Source organism: Saccharopolyspora antiqui (assembly GCF_052246905.1).
Taxonomy (GTDB): Bacteria; Actinomycetota; Actinomycetes; order Mycobacteriales; family Pseudonocardiaceae; genus Saccharopolyspora.
Genome location: NZ_JBQQBO010000001.1, coordinates 344833 through 364513 on the forward strand (window position 1 = coordinate 344833; position 19681 = coordinate 364513).

A 19681-nucleotide genomic window follows, 5' to 3' on the forward strand; every position below is an offset into this window, starting at 1 on the left:
CGCCGAGGACCAAAACCACCAGTACGACAGGCAAATCCAACCCGAACCAACAGAATCGAGCCGACAATGACATGGTCGATACCACGAATCACCATCGGCGCTGAACGCCGTTTGCTCGAAAGCATGCTCGACCGCAACCGGGCCGAATTAATCAACACGGTGCGCGGCTTGTCCGAAGAAGACACCCGCCGCCGCCTCGTTGCGTCGATGACCACGCCGATCGGATTGCTCAAGCACGCCGCAGTCGCCGAACGGATCTGGTTCCAGCACATCCTGGCGGGCCTGCCCAAGAGCGAATGCGACGGCGGCGCGACATCGGGCGACGCCAGTTTCGTCGTCGACGACAACGAGACCCTGGCCGACGTGATCGCCGAATTCGAGCGCGTCAGCGAGCGTTCCCGCGCGATCGCCGCCGACTTCAACCTCGACGAAACCCGGACACACCCCCGCCTCGGTGACGTCAACCTGCGGTTTATCTACCTGCTCTTGATCGAGGACTTCGCGCGTCACGCTGGCCACGGCGACATCCTCCGCGAGCAGATCAAGCATCCCGCTGCGCCCACCCCCGACGTTTCATAACAGCGATAGCTGGGTGATCTGTGTCACGCCATCCAGGCAGAAAAGCAACACACGCACTCGTTTGCGTCGCACATCCGTGCGGCGCAAATCGAGGCAGCTCAATCGCCACACGAACCCAGCCGCACACGGCGACTGCGAACACAAGCCGAATGCTGGCCACGGACCTGGTGAACAACGGCCTGCCCATCCATATCGGTGCGGCACTACTCGGACACTTGAACCTGCAAACCACTCGCGGATACGTCGCCGTGTTCAACGAGGATGTCGTACGCCACTACCAGGAATTCCTCGACCGCCGACGGCAGTCACGATCAGTTGATGAGTACAAGCCTGTTACTGACAGCGAGTGGTCCGAATTTGAGGAACACTTCGACCGGCGAAAAGTCGAGCTGGGCGGTTGCACGCGACCATACGGTTCCCCTTGCCAACATGAGTATTCGTGTTTACGTTGCCCCATGCTCGCCATGCACCCGAAAATGCTGCCACGGCTCGACGAGATCGAAGAAGACCTGCTTGCCCGCCGCGCCCGCGCCGAGCACGAGGCATGGCTCGGTGAGGTGGAAGGCATCGACCTCACCCTCACCTTCCTCCGACAGAAACGGGAGGAGACCAAGCGGTTGGCCCGGGTCGCACCAGTTGACCTGGGCCTACCAACGATCACCGCGTATGGATGACCGGCCCGGCTGGATCCCTCGAATGCACTGCGGCGGCGGTCCAGCCGACGGCATCATTGAACGCCCTCATCGCGGCATGAGCGGACGTTGAGAAACATGACGACAATTGCCCGTCGACAAACGATGTGTTGGGCAAGGCCCAATGGGCGATCGGGAACATCAACGGTCAGCGGACAAGAATTGAGACATCCATCCCGTTGCACGATGCGGCATTTCATGGCCTGTGCGGGTGGAGTTGGCCCACTGTCGGCGCTGTGACCTGCGGTGGGCCACCTTCGGTGGTAGAACGAGTGCGCGACTTCGTCGGTGAAGGTGGCCCGTTCGGCCTCCCTGTTGCGCGAACCGGAATTTCGTGTCCTCTGTGGCAGGCCGATAGCTTCGGATTCATGGAGTGGAGCTTTCAGACGGCCGAAGAGCTCGTTGCCGCGTTGCGCGCCGGTGCGGTGACATCGGTGGAACTGACCGACGAGGCGATCGCCCGTATCGAGCGCGACGACAAGGTGATCAACGCGATCTGCGTGCCGGACTTCGACCGCGCGCGGGCCGCCGCACACCGTGCCGACCAGGCACGCACGCGTGGTGAGGACCGGCCGCTGCTCGGCATTCCGGTGACGGTCAAGGAGTCGTACAACATCGCCGGGCTGCCCACGACCTGGGGCATGCCGCCGCACCGGAACTACATGCCGGCCGAGGACGCGGTACAGGTGTCGCGACTCAAGGCCGCGGGCGCGGTGGTGCTCGGCAAGACCAATGTGCCGTTGGGGCTGCAAGATATACAGAGCTTCAACGAGATCTACGGCACCACCAACAACCCGTGGGAGCACGGTCGCACGCCGGGCGGATCCTCCGGCGGGTCGGCGGCGGCCCTGGCGTCCGGGTTCGGCGCGCTGTCCATCGGCTCCGACATCGCCGGCTCGCTGCGCACCCCCGCGCATTTCTGCGGCGTCTACGCGCACAAGCCGACGCTCGGACTGGCGGCTAACCGCGGTATGGTCCCGCCGTCCGAGCCGGCATTGCCGGCCGACCTCGACCTCGCCGTCGTCGGTCCGATGGCGCGCACCGCCCGCGACCTCACGCTCCTGCTCGACGTCATGGCCGGACCGGACCCGCTGACGCTCGGCGTGGCGCACCGTTTGGCACTGCCGCCCGCCCGCCACGAGCGGCTCTGCGATTTCCGGGTCTTGGTCCTCGACGAGCATCCGCTCATTCCGACCGGGTCCGCCGTGCGGGCGGGCGTGAACCGGGTGGCCGCCGCGCTCGTCGACGGCGGAGCCCGAGTCGAACGGCACAGTCCGCTGCTGCCCGACCTGGCCGAAGCCGCGACGCTCTACATGCAGTTGCTGATTTCGGGCTCCGTTGCGCGTTTTCCCATCGAATCGCACGAGCAGCTGCGGACCCGCGCCGCCGGACTGAGCGCGGACGACCAGAGTCTTGACGCCGTGCGGCTGCGCGCCATGGTGTTCAGCCACCGCGACTGGATTGAGGCGAACAACCGCCGCGAGGTCCACCGCCACGGCTGGCGGCAGCTGTTCGCCGAGTTCGACGCCGTGGTGTGCCCGATCACGCCGACGCCCGCGTTCCCGCACGACCACAACCCCAATCCGTTGGAACGGCGCATCGACATCGACGGCGTCGAGTACCCGTACTTCGACCAGCTCGTCTGGGCCGGCCTGGCCACCATGCCCGGCCTGCCCGCCACCGCCATACCCGCGGGCCGGTCCCCCGAGGGCCTGCCGGTCGGAGTGCAGCTCATCGGTCCGATGTTCGAGGACCGCACCCCGCTGCGGCTGGCCGAACTGCTCGAAGGCCCGCATCATCGAGGCGAAACGCGAAGGCTGGCTGGGCGAGGTCGAGGGTCTGCAGGTCAGCTACAGCGGCGTCAAGGACAAGCTGGCCCAGATTGACGCCACCCTCCAACGGAAAACCGCCGCGACCGAGCTCGGCATGCCATCTTTCGATCAAGTTGCCGGACGATCCGCTTCCACGACACCACGCAACGGAAGAACTGGTTCAGGGAAGCCCAGCGGCTCTGAGCCACCGTGACCGGATTTCGCTAGCCTGACCTTTCCCTAGCTCTTGAATGAGAAGGTTGGACCGTGGCTGTGTTCGAGGACCGGTACGTCGCCCACTCCTGGGTCGAGCGGAACGGGAAGCTGCTGTTGCTACGCAGGCGTGTGGGCCGGTATCTGGGCGGGCGGTGGGATATCCCTGGCGGAACCGTCGAACCTGGAGAGCAGCCCGAAGACGCCGCCGTGCGCGAGACCCTCGAAGAGGCCAGGCTGCGGGTGGCCATCACCAGCCAGCTCAGCCATTACACCAATGTGGACACCGAGGGACGACCACTGCGCTTTCACACCCTGACCTACCGCGTGGTCGAGCAAAACCACAGCGACGTCGTATTGAGCGAGCCTGAGCACGACAAGCATGTGTGGCTTTCCCTGGAAGAGGCGGCGAGCTTGCCCCTGGTATGGCATGTCCAGGCCACGGCTCAGTCGATCCTCCAACAGGAACTTTGAGGCATTTGCCTTAGTTCAGAGAAGCTTGTGTCAGATGCTCACTCCTTCGGCCTGACCCGTCCCAACGGGCACGGCTGGCCGAGATCCGCGACAACTTGATCGCCCGAATCGCCGAAGCCGAGCGGGAGGGCTGGCTCGGCGAGGTCGAGGGTCTCCAGGTCAGTCTGGCTGGTGCCGAGGAGAAGCTCCGCCAGCTCGATAGGGGCCACGGGCAGCATACGGCCGTAGACCTTGGCATCCCCACCACGCGTGGTAATCGATGAACCCACGAAGGTGGGCTTCTGCATGGCCCTCAACCAAGATCGAGAACAGGTTCAAAGAAGCGTGCATCAAACGCCCTTCAGAACACGATCAAGTGCCGCCCGGCCTGCAGGTCCCCAGTTCGGCTTGCCGCCGGGAAGGCCCCGATCTCCGTTCTGTCCCATGAGCATCAGGAAGAGGCTCTTCATAGCGGCCAGCCCGCGGGCGCGCCGGATCGCCGCCTCGTCTGCATGCGCGTACATGTCGAAGAACCGTGAGGCCGTGCCCGCGGGTAGCAACACCCATGCGGCGGCGAGGTCCCACGCCGGGTCGCCGGCGAATATGTCACCGAAGTCGACGATGCCCGAGAGCGTTCCGTCCGAGACGACGACGTTCGCGGGATGGAGGTCGCCGTGCACCCACACCGGCAGGCCCTCCCACGCGTGGGCCGCAACGGCGTCGTCCCAGACGGACCGGACGTCGGCAGCGATGTCGTCGGGGGCAACGGCCTGGAAGAAATTCTCAAAGCCGTCCGTGCAGTTCCTGGGATGGGCGCCGCGGTCCGTAGCGATCGGCGCCTCGGCGGGCGCCTCCACATGGAGCGCCCGGAGGAAGCCCGCCAGCGCGTCGGCCGCGTGGGCGCCGCGGCTGATCGAGCCGTGGTCCAGCGGCTCGCCGGGAACCCACGTCATCACGGTCCAGTGTTTGGGGAAGCGCTCGGACGGTTCGCCGAACCGCACCGGGGTCGGTACTGGGAGCGGCAGGCGCGGGGCCAGCACGGGTAGCCACCGCCGCTCCTTGAGCTGGAGCTCCGGGGTGGGGTCCATGCGCTGCATGCGCACGGCCAACTCGTCCCCGAGGCGCCACATTTGGTTGCCCCAGCCGCCCGCCACCTCGCGGATGGCCAGCCCTGCAAGGTCTGGATGTTGCTCCTGCAGCAGGTCGCGGACCAGGTCTGCGGTGATCTCGATCTCGGTGTCGGTCATGCGAAGTCACAGTACCGAGGCGGCAGGGGGAGCGGCTCTCGCTCTCCGGAACATCTCGCAGTGATTCCGCTGGCATCACTGATTCGGTTTCAGAGAGCTGCAGATCAGGGGCTTTGGGGCGGACCGGCCCCAAAGTTCAGAGAAGCCTGTATCCGCTGTCCCATGCTGCGCATGGAGCCCCGGCAGCGAGCCCGGCTGGTGGAGATCGCCCGCAACCTCACTGACCGTATCGCTGAAGCGGGCTTCTCCAGGGACTCCAGGTCAGCCTGGAGGCGGCGCGCACGAAACTAGCCTCGCTGGACAGGCTGGCCCGCAACCGCACCGTCGCCGGTCCTGTCGACATCGGCATGGGAATAGCGCGGTCAGCCGCGCCGCCGCCGGGGTTTGCTCTTCGCCGTGGTGGGCGATCAGCGTGTACCGGGTCGCGGCCTCCGTGCGGGCTTGCAGGCCGGTCACGGTCTTCAGCAGTGCGGGGTTGGCGAGGTAGTGGTCGGCCGCGGTGGTGGCGAGCTCGGCGATGCGGGGGTCGTCCGGTTCCCAGTCCGCGGCTTCGGCTGCGCGTTCGGTCAAGGCGACGAGCCGGGTGTCGTCGAGAGCGTGCTCGAAATGGGTGAGGTAGTCGTCGAAGCCTTCGGGGACCAGGGCCTTGGCCAGTACCCAGCCCTCCCTGGTGGCCGCCACCTCGTGCGCGGGGAATCCGAGGCCGAGCATCCGCTCCAGCAGCGCCACAGCGCGGTCGGGCAGCAGCGCACGGTCACCATCGGCAAGCCGGTGCAGCGTGTCACGCCGCGCGATCAATTCTTCGATCCGTTCGGTGAGCTGCCGCTCGACGTCGGCGAGCGCGGCGGCGAACCCCGCAGCGTCGGCGTCGAGCAGGGTCCCGATCTCGGCCAGCGGCACCCCGGCGGCGGCCAGTGTCCGGGCCTGCACCAGCCGCAACAGGTCGGCCGATCCGTACCGCCGGTAGCCGGAGTTGTCGCGTTCCGGCTCCTCGACCAGGCCGAGCTTGTGATAGTGCCGCACCGTCTTCACTGTGACGCCGACGAATGCCGCCGCCTGCCCGATCGTGACCCCGTTCCTCATCTGCTCAGCTTGCCTTGTGCTCGTCGAATTCGGCGACTACGCAGACCGCAGCCGAGCATGTGGACGGGCCACGCCGAGCTCGTTGAGCTCGGCGTGGCCCCGGCTCGCGTGCTGCCTGATGCACGACCGGAAGGGGTCTCGCCCACACCGAAATAACCGGATCCGGGTGAACGGGACTCTGGCCCGGTAGATCCGGGTGAACGGGACTCTCACGGAATTCGGAACCGGGTCGAGGCGTACGGGTCGCAGGTGCTCAGTCCGTCGGCTCAGCCGGATCGGCCTGCCCGCCGCAGAACACCTCGTTGACGAGCCTTTGTTGGGCGTTCTGGAATGCTGTTCCGATGGACAAGTCGGCGTCGTCCACGCAGTTCAGCGCGGCGGTCACGGTCTTGCTGCCGTCGGGTGTGCTGAACATTAGCGCCGAGTGGCCCACGGAGGCGCCGTTGTGGGAAATGACGGTGCCACCGGCGTCCGTGGTCAGCACGAACACTCCCAGGCCGTAGTCCATGTTCGGGATGCCCGTCGGGTGCGGGGTGCACATCTCGGCCAGCAGCGGGGCCGGCAGGAGCTGGCCGCCCAGCAGCGCGGAGATGAACGTGGCCAGGTCCTGGGTGGTCGAGATCATGTCCCCGCCGCTGGAGACCCAGGAGGGGTCCTGGCGGGTGATGTCGATCGTCTTCTGCTCACCGGCGTCCTCGTACCGGTAGTAGGCATGGGCGTACGGCTCGGGGATCTCCGCGCCGTCCGGCACCACGGTGCCCGACAGCCCGAGCGGCCCCAGGATCAGCCGCTGCATCTCCTGGGCGAACGAGCGGCCGGAGACCTTCTCGATCAGCAGCCGGGCCAGCGCGTAGTTGGTGTTGGAGTAGCTCCAGCCCGTCCCCGGCTCGAACCGCGCCGGCCTGGACAACGCCAGCTCCACCAGCTCCCGCGGCCGGTAGGCCTTGAACCGGTTGTCCAGCCACTCTTTGCCCGTGGTGCTGTAGGGGATGGGGATCCCCAGCACGACCGTCCCGTCGTCGTAGACCTCGCCGGTGTAGTTGAACAACCCGCTGGTGTGCTGCAACAACATCCGCACCGTGATCCGCTCGTCCAGCCCGAACTCGGGCAGGTAGCCATTCACCGACGTGTCCAGCCCGACCTTGCCCTCGGCCACCAATCGCAGCACCAGCGTCGCGGTGAAGGTCTTGGCGTTGCTGCCGATCCGGACATACCCGTTCGTCGGCGGCTTCGCGGTCCCGTCCAGTTCGGCCGTCCCGGCGCTGCCGACCCACTCGCCCCGCTCGTCGTGCACGCGCAGCGACACCCCGATGAAGCCGGAGTCGACGATCTCCTCGATCGCCTTCCGCAGCTCCGGGCGGTCCAGCCCGGCAGCAGCCGCCGGCGCAGCCCCGCTGTCCGCACTGGCACTCCCGGCGACGTCGAGGGCGGCGGTGATCTTGCGGGCCATCTCGGCCATGGTTGGGCTGGGCCTGTCCTGGTGGGTCTGGGCGGCTTCGATGGCGAGCAGGACGGTGTCGCGGAAGTTGTCGGCCTCGGCCGGATCTTGCTGGTTCAGCAGGCGCATCGCCGCGGTCAGGGCCGGCAGCACCTGGTCGGCGAGTGCGGCGGCGGACTTGCCCTTCAGATCGATGTCCTTCGACTTCGCGGCGAGCACGTGCCCGAGCAGTCCGGTCGCCGACGCCAGGGCGATGCCGCCGTCGGTGGCGATCTTGACAGGCTTGCTGGCGGCACCGGCGGCGGCCATCAGCGAAACTGCGCCATACGCGGCGGTTCGCAGGGTGCTCCGGTCCTGATCGGTCAAGGTGATGGACATGCGGTTTGCTCCTTCGACTCTGTTGTTCCTGGCCGGCGCGACGAGCTTCCGGCCTGACCCAAGGTCAACCTCAACCGTGATCTATTCCACAGAGCCCAAGATCACCGCCCGTGACTACTTCCATGCTCCAGGCGGGCAAGCAACACACGACGCCGCCGAACTGGCCGAGTTCGAGGAAGCCGCGCTGCACCCCGAAGCCTCCGAGCACGGCCAAGCTCCGCCCGGCAAGCAGGCGCGGTTGCGGGTAGTGGATCGGTCGTGATCGAGTCGTTCTCGTGGGATCTGCTCGTCGGCATCGCCGCCGCGCTGCCGCTCGCATGGCTGGCTTTGGTCATCGTGCTGCGCCTGGTCCGCCGACTCGCCGCGGACAAGACCCTGCCGCGCGGGGTGCGCGTCTGGCTCGGCCTGCTGCTGGCCTACCTCGGATTCCCAATCGATCGGCGTCACCGCCGTGCTCCGCGGGGTCGTCCGCCTTGCAGGCTCGACGCCGTCCGCGCATTGGCCAGGCATCGACCACGGATTCGCCGTCATCGCCAGCCTCACCGGACTCAACCATCCGGCGCGATGACCGAACCGGTACTCACCGCGCTGGCCGCCTCGGCCGCCGCGTTCGCGCTCGTCCTGATGTCGGCGGTCGCCCGCTTCGGCGTTGGGTGCCGTTGCTCCCGGCGTCCACCGTCTGTTCGGACTCCACGCTGCGGTTCCGATGCCGACACTGACCCAGTTGCCCACCAACGGCTCTCCGGTCTGTGGCTCAACCGCCGCGAGCTGCGCTGGCCACTGATCGGCTGGTTAGCTCTCGGCGGGTGCCCTTGCGCCGTCGCCGGTGGACTCCTGCTCGCCCACACCCTGCTCACCCCGCTCAAGTGGGTTCTCGGGGTGTTTCTGATCGGCGTGGTGACCTGGCGTGCGGTGCAGCGGACACCGCGCCCGCCCACCGAACCGGGCTTCGCCGCAGTCGAGGCCGCATCTGGAATTGGGGCGGCGCTGCTGGGCTCGGTCTGATCGTTGACCGCGTCGTTCTTCCTCGCCGTCGGCTTGACCCGCGCGGCCTACATCGACACCGAGGCCGCCAGCGCGCGGGGATCTGCTGACCGGCCAGGTCTGGCTCGACGGCGCCGTGCTCACCCCGGTCCCCTGCCTGGGGCCTGGGCGGCAAGAAGACCGTCGGCCGGATCAAGCAACCTCTGGTTCGTCCCGCTCATCGAGACCGGTCTGCTTACTGCGGGCGCGCTCTTGCTGATTGGCCTCAGGACAGGACCTTTCGGATCGGCTACATAGGACAGAGGGATAGTCCAGTAAAGGTGCTGTCACAAACTTCGCGTCGTCGGCATCTCGTGTTCGAACAGTTACCCCGGATAGGAGCGGGACGCGATCGCCACTCCCGCTCCAAGACGGGAGTCGCCTACAACCTCAAGGAGAAACCCCGTGAACCTTGCGCTGTGGATCGTTGCCGGACTGCTGGCCGTCGTCATGCTGGTCGGCGGCACCTTGAAACTGTTCGTGCCGAAGGAGAAGCTGGCCTCGGCCCCCGCCGGGGGATGGATCGGCGACGCCAGCGTCGAGTTCGTCAAGACCCTCGGAGCCGTCGAGGTCCTGGCGGCGGTGGGCATCGTCCTGCCTGCCGCGGTCGGTATCGCGCCGGTTCTGGTGCCGGTGACGGCTGTCTGTTGGGTGTTGCTGATGATCGGCGCGATGATCACGCACCTCCGCCGTCACGAGAGCAAGGCGGTCGTGGCGAACCTGGTCTACCTCGCCATGGCCGCCTTCGTGGCGTGGGGCCGCTTCGGTCCCGAGTCCTTCACCGGTTGACCGGTGTGCGGTCCTGCGAGGTGATCCCGGGAACGCGGCAGGGCACCTTTCGCCAAGCGGGTTGGCGAAAGGTGCCCTCGGCTCGTCACTTGATGCCGCGACGACCAGTTGGGTCGGGTCAGTCGGCGTGTTCGGTGGCTGCGGCCTGCGGGATCGGTTCGCCGCGCGGCGGGATCTTGTCGGCCTCGGCCGGGTCGACGGTGTTCAGGGAACCGTCCGCCGCGCTGGTGGCGATCGCCAGCATGGACCGCAGCGCCGAGTTGATCTGCGCCTGCTCGTGCTCGGTGCCCATGTCGCTGAGCTCGATGAGCACGCTGCCGCTGCCGAGCAGTCCGTAGCCGTTGCGGGCGATGCCCTCGTAGTCGTCGCCGGGGTACTGCGACACGATGGCGCCGCCATCGGTCATCGACCGCTGCGCCACCACCGAGATCTGCTTGGCCAGCGCGACATCCTCGGGCGTCACACCCGGGTTCGTCGGCCACAGCAGCGATGCGTTGATCTCGCGGCCCTGGTCGTCGAGGTAGCGGCCCTGCATGTGGTAGTCGACCACGATCTGCGGCTGGAACCGCGCGTATTCGCGCTGGATCAGACCGGACTCAGTGGACGGGTTGTCCTCGGGTGCGACCGCCGGGTCGTGGTAGCGGTTGATGTCGTAGCCCTTGCCCGCCTCGCCGTACTCCGGGTCCGCGTCGGGATCGTAGTTGTACCGCCAGTTGTGCTCGTGGCCGTCGGGATTGGCCCGCACCACGATGTCCACGGTGACCTGCGACCGCAGCCAGCGCTGGTGGCTGCTCTGCCCGACACCGACCTGGCGCAGGAACTCCAGCGCCGCCGGAGTGCCGAGCGGCTCATCACCGTGCTGCTGGGTGATGTAGAGGATGCGCAGCGGCCCCTGGCCCACCCGCGCGCTCCACACCGGCCTGCCCTCATTGGACTTGCCGATCGGGGAAACCTGGATCGTGCCCCGGCTCCGCCACTGGAGTTCCAGCAACTCCCGGGCGAGCTCGGCGGTGCTCGGCCTGGGGTCGAGCTTGCCTCCCTGCGGTGCGGCCTGGGTAGGCGTAACGAGCCCCAGCACCGCGAGTGCGGTGACGAGGGCAGACAGTAGCGCGATGCGCATCGACTTCGCCATGAGGCAGGAGTTTGCCCGTCGCACGGGCGTGAAACAAGATCCGTTCAGCGCAATGAACCTGGGTTTAACACGACCAGGTCAGGCGGATGGATGCCGGTGCTCGCCGCAGTTTTCGTAAGGAGTCCTATTCGGACTTTCCCCGACGACTTCGCTCGCCGGACGCGTCAGTCCCGTTCGGCCCCATCTTGTGCGATGGGGCCGGTTTTGGATTCGACGGTGCGCTTGGCCCAGGAGATCTCCACCTTGCCGGTCGGTGTTCGGGGCAGGTTGGGCAGCAGCACGATGTGGCGCGGCACCTTGTACCCGGCCAGGCCGCGGCGAACCCAGTCCTGGAGCTCCTGCTCGGTCAGCGCACCGTTCGGTGTCGCGACCACGGCCGCGACCCGCTCGCCCCAGGTCTCGTCCGCGACGCCGACGACAACACCATCGGTCACGTCCGGATGGGTCAGCAGGGCGTCCTCGACCTCCTGCGGGTACACCTTCTCACCACCGGTGTTGATGACGCCAGATCCCCGACCGAGGAATCGGATGGCACCGTCGGCGTCGATCTCGGCGAGGTCGCCCGGTATCGCGTAGCGAACCCCGTCGATGGTGCGGAACGTGGTGGTCGTCTTGGCGGTGTCCTTGTAGTAGCCCAGCGGCATCGGGCCGCGGTAGGCCAGCACGCCCGACTCCCCGCTGCCCGGCGCGATCGCCCCGTCGTCGGAGCCGATGACCTTCGTGGCGGGCACCGGGAAGAAGCGGGCTGGCAGGTCGGCGACGGACGAGGTGATCGCGAAGGCGAAGGGGCCGCCTTCGCTGGAGGCGATCGCGTCGGTGATGGTGACGTCGGCGCGTTCGTGCAGGGCGTGTTTGAGCCGATCGCCGAACGCCGTGCCGGAGCTGAGGACCGACCGCAGCGAGCCGAGGTCGTGCGGTGTTCCGGCCTGCTCGGCGGCGATCAACTCGTCGACCAGCGGCTGGCACACCGCGTTGCCCGCGACGATGATCCGCCCGACGCGCTGTTCGGCCACGGTCTCCCAGACGTGCCGCGGGTTGAGCCTGCCGCGGCGCACGGTGACGATCCGGGCGCCGACCAGCAGGGCGCCCATCGAGTTGAACAGCCCGGTGCCGTGCATCAGCGGGACGATCGGCATCGTCGCCAGGGACCGACCTCCCTCGTGCGCCGCGACGGCGATCTCGACCGCCTCGTCCAGCGTCGCGGGCAGCGCGGCGACACCGAGCGGCTGGAAGATCGCGACCGCGATCGAGTGCAGCAGGTCGGACTGCCGCCAGATCACGCCCTTCGGCTTGCCGGTGGTGCCGCCGGTGTACATGAAGATCTGATCCGACCCCGGACGTTCCTCGGGCGGACGCGGCGGGGTCGCCGCGAGCAGGTCGGCGAGTTCGGCGACGTCAGGCCCCGGCCGGTCGGCGGGAGCCGCGCCCACCCGGACCAGCAGGCGCAGGGTCGGCACGTGCCGCGCGGCGTGCGTGACGTTCGCCGCGAGTTCGCCGCTGAACACGAGTGCTGCCGCGTCGGCGTCGATGAGCAGCGCGGACAGTTCGTCCTGGGTGTAGCGGTAGTTCGCGTTGATGGGGGCCGCGCCGATCTTGAGCGCGGCGAACACGGTTTCGAGGTATGCGGCGCCGTTGTACTGGTAGCAGGCGACCTTGTCGCCGGGGCCGACGCCGCTGTCGGCGAGCGCCGCGGCCAGCCGCGCGGAGCGTTCCTCGAACTCCGCGTAGCTGTAGTCCCGGCCGGGTTCGGAGATGGCCACGGCATCGGGCAGCCTGCGCGCCACGGCTTCCCAGATGGTGCTGTAGGAGACGTCCATCGGATCAGCACTCCTCGCGGATCAGCGGATGAACCTCGTCCCCGCTATCGAACGCGGCGAAATCCGGGCCGAACAAGGCCTTGTGCTTGAGCGGCTGCGCGAGAAGTGGCGGCGGGACGTGCTTCAGCCGGATTCCCCCACCACCGCGCCGACCGGCACCGGCCGCATTCTGTCCACTGTGGAATATCCTGGCCCGGCGGCTGGTGTCCATATCGGCGCTCCTCGTCGAGTCGATCCGACAGCCGTGTTCCATCGTAGGAATCCGGGGAAGCCGCCGACACGGCCGCTACGACCGAGCTGCCTGGGCTATCAGCCGCACCGCGACCGTGACAAATGACGTAGATCTGGGCCAGGTCTTCCGCGTGGCGGGCTTTTCTGATGACGCCGGATGACTCGATGTGCATGCTGGTGGCCAGCGGTGCCCCGTCGGTAGCCGCTTGCCACGCCCTCGGGGGAGCACGACATTGCTCGGAGGTTCGGAAATGTCCCGCGACGCGACGCCGGAGTCCGTCCGCGTGCTCATCGTCGATGACCACGCGGCCGTCCGGCGCGGGATCCGAACTTACCTGGAGGTGCTCGGCATCGTCGTGGTGGCTGAGGCGGCCGATGGCCACGAAGCCCTGCACGAGCTGGAAGTCATGGCCGAGCGGGGCGAACTCCCCGACGTGGTGCTGCTGGACCTCGTCATGCCGAACATGGACGGCGCGACCGCGACGGCCCGGATCACCCGCCGCTGGCCGCAGATCCGGGTGGTGATCCTGACCAGTTTCGGCCAGCAGGAGCGGATCCAGGCCGCGTTGTCCAACGGGGCTGCCAGGTACCTGCTCAAGGACGCGGAACCAACCGAGGTGGTGGCGGCGATCCGGGAAGAGGCGTTCCCGGATCCGGTGCTCGCCCAGCGGCCGAGCAGACGGGACCGTCCACCGCACTGAGACGCCGGAAACCACCGGATGAACCGCACAACCCGCAGTCAGCGTTGACGAAGGGGACGGCGATGCCGATGACCGGCACCCAGCAGGGCCTGCGCGGCAAGCCGGTCAGCGTCGCCGGGTGAAACCGCCTTCGGGGACGGCCGGGGCCGTCCCCGGGGGGCGCTACTTGCGTTCCTGCGGGTGGGTGGCCAGTGCCTCGACGGTCACGTCCATCCACTTCCACATCGGCAGCGAGGTCAGCGCGTCGTGCAGCGCGGCCGGATCGTCTGCCTCGTACAGCCCGACGGTGGCGTTGCGGCCGGGAACCCGCCAGAGCCGCTTGAGGATCCCGGCGTCGCGGAGCTGCTGCGCGCGTTCGCGTTCGCCCTTGCGCAGCTGCTCGCGGGTCTCGTCCGGGGTGTCGGCCGGGAGGAGGTTCTCGGTGCGGACCAGGAATTCCATCATCTCTCCAGGTTCTCGGTGCGCCACGTGCTCGGCGCGGTCGGGCCGATGATCAGCACTGCGGCCAGCCCGGCTCGACCGGCCGCGGCACTCACGATGCCTGCACCTCCAGCAGCAGTTCCGCCAGCTCCTCGGGCGCGGTGACCATCGCTTCGTGACCGGTGGCGATGTGGTGCACCGGCCAGCCGCGGGCCGCGGCGCGCTCGGCGTGCGGCTGGAACACCCGCATCCAGTCGGTGCACTCGATGAAGGCCGCCGCAACGCCCTCCCCGGCCCCGGTGAGCCGCAGCGGTTCGGTGTAGGTGAGCCATGGATGGGGCGTCAGGCGAGCGGTCAACCAGTCCACATCGGACTGATCGGTTACCCCGAGCACCTGCAGGGAACGCACCGGGACGAGCCAGCCGAACCCCGGCCCGGACACCGACTCCCGGTAGTGCCCGGCCACCTTCTCGGGCAGCAGGTCGATCGCGGCGTCCCCGTCGTCGCCGATGAATGCGTCGAGGTAGACGCGCTTGGCCAGGCGCTGCGGGATCCGGTCGGCGACGCCGGTGACGACCTGCCCGGCGTAGCTGTGGCCGACCAGCACGACGTCGTGGGCGTCGTAGGCCTCGATGAGCGCCACGACGTCCTGGACGTGCGTGCCCAGCCCGACCGACGGGTTGAGCAGGTGCGCGCGGTCGCTGAGCCCGGTCAGCGTCGGGGCGTGCACCTCGTGACCGGCCGCGCGCAGCGCGGGAACCACCCGCTGCCACGCCCAACCGCCGTGCCAGGCACCGTGCAGCAGAACGAAGGTGCTCACGCGGCCACCGATCCCTTGCCCTCGTCGCCGAGGTTCTCGAACAGCGCCAGTCCGGCGGCGGTGTTGGAGGCGGGCACGTGGTAGGTGTCGGTGATCCGCGCGATGTTCTTGTTCAGCGCGCCCCGCATGACCAGCCACATGATGAGCTCGATGCCTTCGGTGCCCGCCTCGCGGATGTAGTCCTCGCGGGTCAGCGCGGCGAGTTTGTCCGGATCGGACTCGATCGCTTCGAGGAACATGCGGTCGAACTCGGTGTTGATCAGGCCCGCGCGTGCTCCGGCCAACTGGTGCGACATACCGCCGGTGCCGAACACCGCGACCTTCAGGTCCGGCGGGAACGACCTGATCGCGCGCCCGAGCGCATGCCCGAGGGCGTAGCAGCGCGCAGCGGTCGGCTGGGGGTACTGGATGACGTTGACCAGCACCGGGACGACCGCGCATGGCCAGGCGTCGCCCGGCTCGGGGCAGTAGATCGACAGCGGGACGGTCAGCCCGTGGTCGACGTCGAGCTGGTGGAAGGTCGCGATGTCGAAGGACTCGTCCATCAGCTCCCGGATCAGGTGCTCGCTGAGTTCCGGAGCGCCGACGACCGGCGGCACCGGTCGGCGGCCCCAGCCCTCGTCGGCCACGTCGTAGGACTCGGCGGTGCCGATCGCGAAGGTCGGCACCAGGTCCAGGTCGACGGCGTTGGCGTGGTCGTTGTACACGATCACCGCGACGTCCGGCCGGTGCTCGGCCATCCACGTCCGGGCCGGTGCGATGCCGTCGAACAGTGGCTTCCAGTACTCGTCCGCGGTCTTCTCGTTGTCCATCGCGGCCCCGATGGACGGTACGTGGGAGGTCGCCAGACCCCAGATCACCTCAGCCAAACTTCCGCCCTCCCGAGCGCAGCGCCGCCGCGAACTCCTCCGTCGTCATCCCGGTGAACACGCCACCGAGGTACTGCATCGACTTCTGGTCCATCATGGCGAGCTTGAACGTGTAGAAGATGGACGCGCCGAGATCTAGCATGCCGGTCCAGTCGCGATCGAGGATCGCCTGCTTCTGCTCGGCGGAAAGCCCGTACGCATCGCAGTAGGCGGCCTCGTCCTCGCTGAACCGCTTCCGGTTCTCGGCGTGCTTCAACGACCCGCACATCCGGTTGAGCGCCAGGCCCTTCCGGTTCTGCGCCAGGTCTAGGACGTAGTTGTCTTGAGCCTTTCGCATGTCGCCTCCCTCACGGAATCCAGTTCGAGCACACGTGCATCGGGCGCCCGGGCCGGTGCCCAGCACCCGTCGCGGCAGCGGTGTTCGCCCACGACCGATGTCCCGGAGTCGTCGTACCCGGTCCGCCAGGCTCGATTCCGTCGAAATGGTAACCGCGGTAACCAGATTCGAGAACGTCGTCGAGCCGCTCCCCGGAACAGCGGGCTGGGACATCGGCCTTCGGCCACGATCATGGGAACGGCTCCTCACTCGCCGTCGGGGCGTCCGGCTTCGTGGTCCCGGGCCGCCCTGATCGTCTGCGCGAGCAGGGTGGCGATGGTCATCGGCCCGACACCGCCGGGTACCGGGGTGATGAACGAGGCCCGCCGCGCCGCCGCCGCGTACTCGACATCGCCGGTGTTGTCGGCGTAACCCGCGTCGACCACCACGGCTCCGGGCTTGATCCACTCGCCTTTGATCAGCTCCGGCCGGCCGACCGCGGCGACCAGCACATCGGCTTCGGCGACGTAATCGGCCAAGCCGGTCGTCCGGGAGTGGCAGTAGGTCACCGTCGCGTCGCGGGCCAGCAGCAGCATGCCGACCGGTTTGCCGAGGATGGGGCTGCGCCCGACGACGACGGCGTGCTTGCCCGCCAGCGGCACCTCGTAGGCGTCCAGCAGCGCCATGATCCCGCCCGGTGTCGCCGAGTGGAAGCCGCCCTCGTCGAAGGCCATCATCGCGAACGAGGTGCGCGTGACACCGTCGACGTCCTTGGCCGCGTCGATCGCCTCGAACGCCGCGCGTTCGTCGATGTGCTCCGGCACCGGGTGCTGGAGCAGGATCCCGTCTACCGCTGGATCCTCCGACAGCTCCCGGATCCGGCTCACCAGCGCGTCGGTCGTGGTGTCGGCGCCCAACTCGATCCGCCGGGACCGCATGCCGACCTTCGCGCTGCGGTTGGCCTTCATGCGGACGTAGGTGTGCGATGCGGGATCGTCGCCCACCAGCACCGCCGCCAGCACCGGCACCCGCCCGTGCGCGGCGACGAACTCCGCCACCTCCTGCTGCACGCGGTCGAGGATCGTCGCCGACACGGCGCGTCCGTCCAAAATCTGTGCGGTCACTCGTTCTCCTAGAACACGACTGTCGTGTTGCCGTCCCTGATGACGCGGTCGTCGCAGTGCCAGGCCACCGCCCTGGACAGGACCAGCCGCTCGACATCGGCGCCCTTGCGCTGCAGGTCGCGCGCGGACTCCTCGTGCGACACGCGGATGACGTCCTGCTCGATTATCGGCCCCTCGTCGAGGTCCTCGGTCACGTAGTGCGCCGTGGCACCGACCAGCTTCACCCCGCGTTCCTTCGCCCGCTGGTACGGCCCGGCGCCGATGAAGGCCGGGAGGAACGAGTGGTGGATGTTGATCACCGGCACGCCCAGCTCGGTCAGGAAGTCGCCGGAGACGATCTGCATGTACCGGGCGAGCACGAGCAGGTCGATGTTGCCCTTGAGCAGGTTGAGCTGCTCCTTCTCGGCAACGCCCTTCTTGTCCTTGTCCACCGCGACGTGGAAGAACGGGATGCCGAACTGCCGCACGTCGTCGCCCAGATCCGAGTGGTTGGAGATGACCATCGGGATGTTCATGTGCAGCTCGCCGCGCCGCTGCCGCCAGAGCAGATCGAGCAGGCAGTGGTCGGCCTTGGACACGAAGACCGCGACCCGCTTGCGGCGCTTGGCCTCGACCAGCCGGTACGTCAGGCCCAGGTCGTCGGTCAGCCGCTGCTCCAGGATCTGGTTCAGCTCGCCGAACCGCGTGGACAGGTCGGGCAGGTGGAAGACCGTGCGCTGGAAGAACCGACCGCCCGCCGGGTCGCTGGAGGACTGGCCCAGCGCGACGATGTTCGCGCCTTGCTCGGCCAGCACCGTCGACACCGCCGAAACGATGCCCGGCCGGTCCGCGCCCTGCACGATCAGGCGCCCGTAGTCCTCGGCGGAGATGTTCTCGGTCACAACCGGTCATCCTTCTTGGCGACTGAGGCCAGCAGTTCCTGCCGCCAGATCTCGGTCCTGCGGAGTTCGTTGAAGGTGAAGATGTGCAGTCCGCGGATGTTGGTGCGGACCTTGGGCGCGGCCGTGCCCAGCTGCTTGGCCAGCTTCGTCGGGTTGTACCCGCCGGGGAGCAAGAACCGCCACAGCAGGCTTTGCTGCTTCTGCAGGAAGCGCGCCGACTGGCCGAGCCCGATACCCGCCGAGATCCGCATCAGCTTCTGCCGGTTCACCGGCCCGGGAATCCCAACGTACACGGGCAGTTCGACGCCCGCACCGGCGATGCCAGCCGCCCACGAGCTCGTCGTGGTGGCGTCGAAGCAGATCTGGGTGAGGACGCGGGTGGCCAGCGGTGCCTTCTGCTTCAGCGCCAGCGCGATCGCCTCCTGCGGGATAACCGAGTGCCCTTCCGGGTACCCGCCGATGCCCACCTCCTGGAATGGGTGGTTGGCCGCCTCCATCGCCTGCAGCAGCGAGAACGCGTCGGCGAAGGCGCCGACCGGCTTCGGCGCGTCACCGCCGATGACGAAGACCGACGTCACCCCGGATTCGCCGAGCCGGGCCATCACGTCCCCGACGTGCTGGGCGTCGACGAACAACCGGGCAGGCAGGTGCGGTGCGACGCGGTAGCCGTGCCGCACCAGGCGCTCGGTGAGGTCCAGCGTGGTGTCGATCCCCTTCGCCTCGGTCACCGTGACGGTGAGCGGGACCGAGGTGGGCACGTGGTCGAGCACGTCCTGCTCGGTCTTCTTGAACGGCATCACCTCGTAGCTGATGTTGTGCACCAGGTCCGCCAGATCGGAGCGCCGACGCGAGCCGTCGGCGACCTCCTTGCGGGAGTTGGTCATTTCTCCTCGATCCCGTGTACGAATGCGGAAAGGTCAGGATTTGCGGTAGGAATCGCGGACTTCCCGGACATAGGGCGCGGGCGCGACGGTGGCCCGGATCTCGACCTGCCGGTGGCGCTCGACCGCTGGTTTGCCGGAGTTGGGCTGCTCACCCCATTCGCGGTATTCGCGCATTTCGGGACCGGAGATCGCGGGCACCGCAGTGGGAATCCAGCCCGACTCCTGGTCGAACAGTGCGCACGAGGTGCGCCACGCCTGCTGCTCGGAGCGCCAGTTGGTGAGCTCCGGCGCGACGGGGAACGTGTGGGGACGCACGGCCGAGTTGCGCAGCAGCTCCACCGGCGACCCGACGCGCCGGATCGCGGCCTCCAGGCTCTCAACACCCATCACGTGGACTTCCTCCCGCAACCGGACCCGTGCACCGAAGGGGCGGCGTCGACAACACCGCCGCTAGTCAGTAGAGCCGAACGGGGCCCGCGTTTTCCTCCGGCATCGAGGCCGAGTTGACCGCGACAAATGACCGAGGCGCGCAGGCGGCTTGCCGTAGCACCATGTCAGCCACCAGCGACTTCGCCCCGAATCGCCTGCGGCGGAAGCAGCCTTGCCCGCGGTGCCCGCCATGTGCACGATGCGGAGATCGTCCAGCCGGATGGCCCGTCGACCAACCGCCGCGCCGGTCGTGGCTGCCGCCGCCTCCCCATCGCGTCGAGCCGGTCGTGCTGCGTGCTCACCCGAATCACGCTATTGACACCGGTGGAGCCGCCAAAACAGGCTGATGTC

General features: G+C 68.0%; 23 protein-coding genes. 8 read left to right on the forward strand and 15 right to left on the reverse strand.

What is annotated here, in order from left to right; translation table 11 throughout:
- Nucleotides 1–123 precede the first annotated feature (123 nt).
- The 4 genes from ACTWQN_RS01590 to ACTWQN_RS01605 all read left to right on the forward strand — a co-directional run bounded on the left by ACTWQN_RS01590 (nucleotide 124) and on the right by ACTWQN_RS01605 (nucleotide 3769).
- Nucleotides 124–579, forward strand: a complete 456-nt coding sequence (locus tag ACTWQN_RS01590) for a DinB family protein (RefSeq protein ID WP_443201471.1) — start codon at nucleotides 124–126, stop codon at nucleotides 577–579.
- 149 nt (nucleotides 580–728) lie between these two features.
- Entirely contained in the window at nucleotides 729–1253 is a 525-nt protein-coding gene (locus tag ACTWQN_RS01595; RefSeq protein WP_443201472.1) for a site-specific integrase, read from the forward strand.
- Nucleotides 1254–1639: 386 nt separating this feature from the next.
- A complete protein-coding gene (locus ACTWQN_RS01600; RefSeq protein WP_443202002.1) occupies nucleotides 1640–3157 on the forward strand; it encodes an amidase in 1518 nt (505 codons plus the stop codon).
- A gap of 192 nt (nucleotides 3158–3349) precedes the next feature.
- Nucleotides 3350–3769, forward strand: coding sequence for an NUDIX hydrolase (locus tag ACTWQN_RS01605; protein ID WP_443201473.1), 420 nt, complete (start codon nucleotides 3350–3352; stop codon nucleotides 3767–3769).
- Nucleotides 3770–3807: 38 nt separating this feature from the next.
- Here ACTWQN_RS01605 and ACTWQN_RS01610 read toward each other — a convergent pair whose 3' ends face one another.
- The 4 genes from ACTWQN_RS01610 to ACTWQN_RS01625 all read right to left on the reverse strand — a co-directional run bounded on the left by ACTWQN_RS01610 (nucleotide 3808) and on the right by ACTWQN_RS01625 (nucleotide 7894).
- Nucleotides 3808–4056, reverse strand: coding sequence for a hypothetical protein (locus ACTWQN_RS01610; protein WP_443201474.1), 249 nt, complete (start codon nucleotides 4054–4056; stop codon nucleotides 3808–3810).
- A gap of 42 nt (nucleotides 4057–4098) precedes the next feature.
- Entirely contained in the window at nucleotides 4099–4995 is an 897-nt protein-coding gene (locus ACTWQN_RS01615) for an aminoglycoside phosphotransferase family protein (protein ID WP_443201475.1), read from the reverse strand.
- A gap of 261 nt (nucleotides 4996–5256) precedes the next feature.
- The gene (locus ACTWQN_RS01620) at nucleotides 5257–6078 is read right to left on the reverse strand and encodes a MerR family transcriptional regulator (RefSeq protein ID WP_443201476.1); all 822 of its coding nucleotides are present in this window, start codon (nucleotides 6076–6078) and stop codon (nucleotides 5257–5259) included.
- Nucleotides 6079–6331: 253 nt separating this feature from the next.
- Entirely contained in the window at nucleotides 6332–7894 is a 1563-nt protein-coding gene (locus ACTWQN_RS01625) for a serine hydrolase domain-containing protein (RefSeq protein ID WP_443201477.1), read from the reverse strand.
- A 76-nt stretch (nucleotides 7895–7970) separates the two neighbouring features.
- Here ACTWQN_RS01625 and ACTWQN_RS01630 point away from each other — a divergent pair, with 76 nt between their 5' ends.
- The 3 genes from ACTWQN_RS01630 (at nucleotide 7971) to ACTWQN_RS01640 (ending at nucleotide 9706) form a co-directional block, all read left to right on the forward strand.
- Nucleotides 7971–8156, forward strand: coding sequence for a hypothetical protein (locus tag ACTWQN_RS01630; protein ID WP_443201478.1), 186 nt, complete (start codon nucleotides 7971–7973; stop codon nucleotides 8154–8156).
- The gene (locus ACTWQN_RS01635) at nucleotides 8153–8899 is read left to right on the forward strand and encodes a TSUP family transporter (protein WP_443201479.1); all 747 of its coding nucleotides are present in this window, start codon (nucleotides 8153–8155) and stop codon (nucleotides 8897–8899) included. Before ACTWQN_RS01630 ends, ACTWQN_RS01635 begins: the two co-directional genes overlap by 4 nt.
- Before the next feature lie 423 nt (nucleotides 8900–9322).
- Nucleotides 9323–9706, forward strand: coding sequence for a DoxX family protein (locus ACTWQN_RS01640; protein WP_443201480.1), 384 nt, complete (start codon nucleotides 9323–9325; stop codon nucleotides 9704–9706).
- Nucleotides 9707–9824: 118 nt separating this feature from the next.
- On the opposite strand, the gene ACTWQN_RS01645 is transcribed toward ACTWQN_RS01640, so the two are convergent.
- From ACTWQN_RS01645 to ACTWQN_RS01655, 3 genes are all read right to left on the reverse strand, one after another.
- On the reverse strand, nucleotides 9825–10838 hold the full coding sequence (locus tag ACTWQN_RS01645; protein ID WP_443201481.1) for a M14 family zinc carboxypeptidase: 1014 nt from the start codon (nucleotides 10836–10838) through the stop codon (nucleotides 9825–9827).
- A gap of 164 nt (nucleotides 10839–11002) precedes the next feature.
- Nucleotides 11003–12655, reverse strand: a complete 1653-nt coding sequence (locus ACTWQN_RS01650) for an AMP-binding protein (RefSeq protein ID WP_443201482.1) — start codon at nucleotides 12653–12655, stop codon at nucleotides 11003–11005.
- 4 nt (nucleotides 12656–12659) lie between these two features.
- The gene (locus ACTWQN_RS01655) at nucleotides 12660–12866 is read right to left on the reverse strand and encodes a hypothetical protein (RefSeq protein WP_443201483.1); all 207 of its coding nucleotides are present in this window, start codon (nucleotides 12864–12866) and stop codon (nucleotides 12660–12662) included.
- 271 nt (nucleotides 12867–13137) lie between these two features.
- Here ACTWQN_RS01655 and ACTWQN_RS01660 point away from each other — a divergent pair, with 271 nt between their 5' ends.
- A complete protein-coding gene (locus ACTWQN_RS01660) occupies nucleotides 13138–13587 on the forward strand; it encodes a response regulator (RefSeq protein ID WP_443201484.1) in 450 nt (149 codons plus the stop codon).
- Nucleotides 13588–13749: 162 nt separating this feature from the next.
- Here ACTWQN_RS01660 and ACTWQN_RS01665 read toward each other — a convergent pair whose 3' ends face one another.
- From ACTWQN_RS01665 to ACTWQN_RS01700, 8 genes are all read right to left on the reverse strand, one after another.
- Entirely contained in the window at nucleotides 13750–14031 is a 282-nt protein-coding gene (locus ACTWQN_RS01665; protein ID WP_443201485.1) for a muconolactone Delta-isomerase family protein, read from the reverse strand.
- Between the two features lie 88 nt (nucleotides 14032–14119).
- On the reverse strand, nucleotides 14120–14827 hold the full coding sequence (locus ACTWQN_RS01670; protein ID WP_443201486.1) for an alpha/beta hydrolase: 708 nt from the start codon (nucleotides 14825–14827) through the stop codon (nucleotides 14120–14122).
- Nucleotides 14824–15687 carry a class III extradiol dioxygenase subunit beta gene (locus ACTWQN_RS01675; protein WP_504230360.1) on the reverse strand — a complete coding sequence of 288 codons (864 nt, stop codon included), beginning with the start codon at nucleotides 15685–15687 and terminating at the stop codon, nucleotides 14824–14826. The genes ACTWQN_RS01670 and ACTWQN_RS01675 overlap by 4 nt, the downstream gene beginning before the upstream one ends.
- 1 nt (nucleotide 15688) lies before the next feature.
- Nucleotides 15689–16033 (reverse strand): protocatechuate 3,4-dioxygenase, encoded by a 345-nt coding sequence (locus ACTWQN_RS01680; protein WP_443201488.1) that lies wholly within the window; start codon nucleotides 16031–16033, stop codon nucleotides 15689–15691.
- 245 nt (nucleotides 16034–16278) lie between these two features.
- Nucleotides 16279–17136, reverse strand: a complete 858-nt coding sequence (locus ACTWQN_RS01685; RefSeq protein WP_443201489.1) for a bifunctional 5,10-methylenetetrahydrofolate dehydrogenase/5,10-methenyltetrahydrofolate cyclohydrolase — start codon at nucleotides 17134–17136, stop codon at nucleotides 16279–16281.
- An 8-nt stretch (nucleotides 17137–17144) separates the two neighbouring features.
- Nucleotides 17145–18017, reverse strand: a complete 873-nt coding sequence (gene purU / locus ACTWQN_RS01690; protein ID WP_443201490.1) for a formyltetrahydrofolate deformylase — start codon at nucleotides 18015–18017, stop codon at nucleotides 17145–17147.
- Nucleotides 18014–18901, reverse strand: a complete 888-nt coding sequence (locus tag ACTWQN_RS01695) for a methylenetetrahydrofolate reductase (protein WP_443201491.1) — start codon at nucleotides 18899–18901, stop codon at nucleotides 18014–18016. The genes purU and ACTWQN_RS01695 overlap by 4 nt, the downstream gene beginning before the upstream one ends.
- Before the next feature lie 33 nt (nucleotides 18902–18934).
- Nucleotides 18935–19291 carry a hypothetical protein gene (locus ACTWQN_RS01700; RefSeq protein WP_443201492.1) on the reverse strand — a complete coding sequence of 119 codons (357 nt, stop codon included), beginning with the start codon at nucleotides 19289–19291 and terminating at the stop codon, nucleotides 18935–18937.
- Nucleotides 19292–19681: the final 390 nt, after the last annotated feature.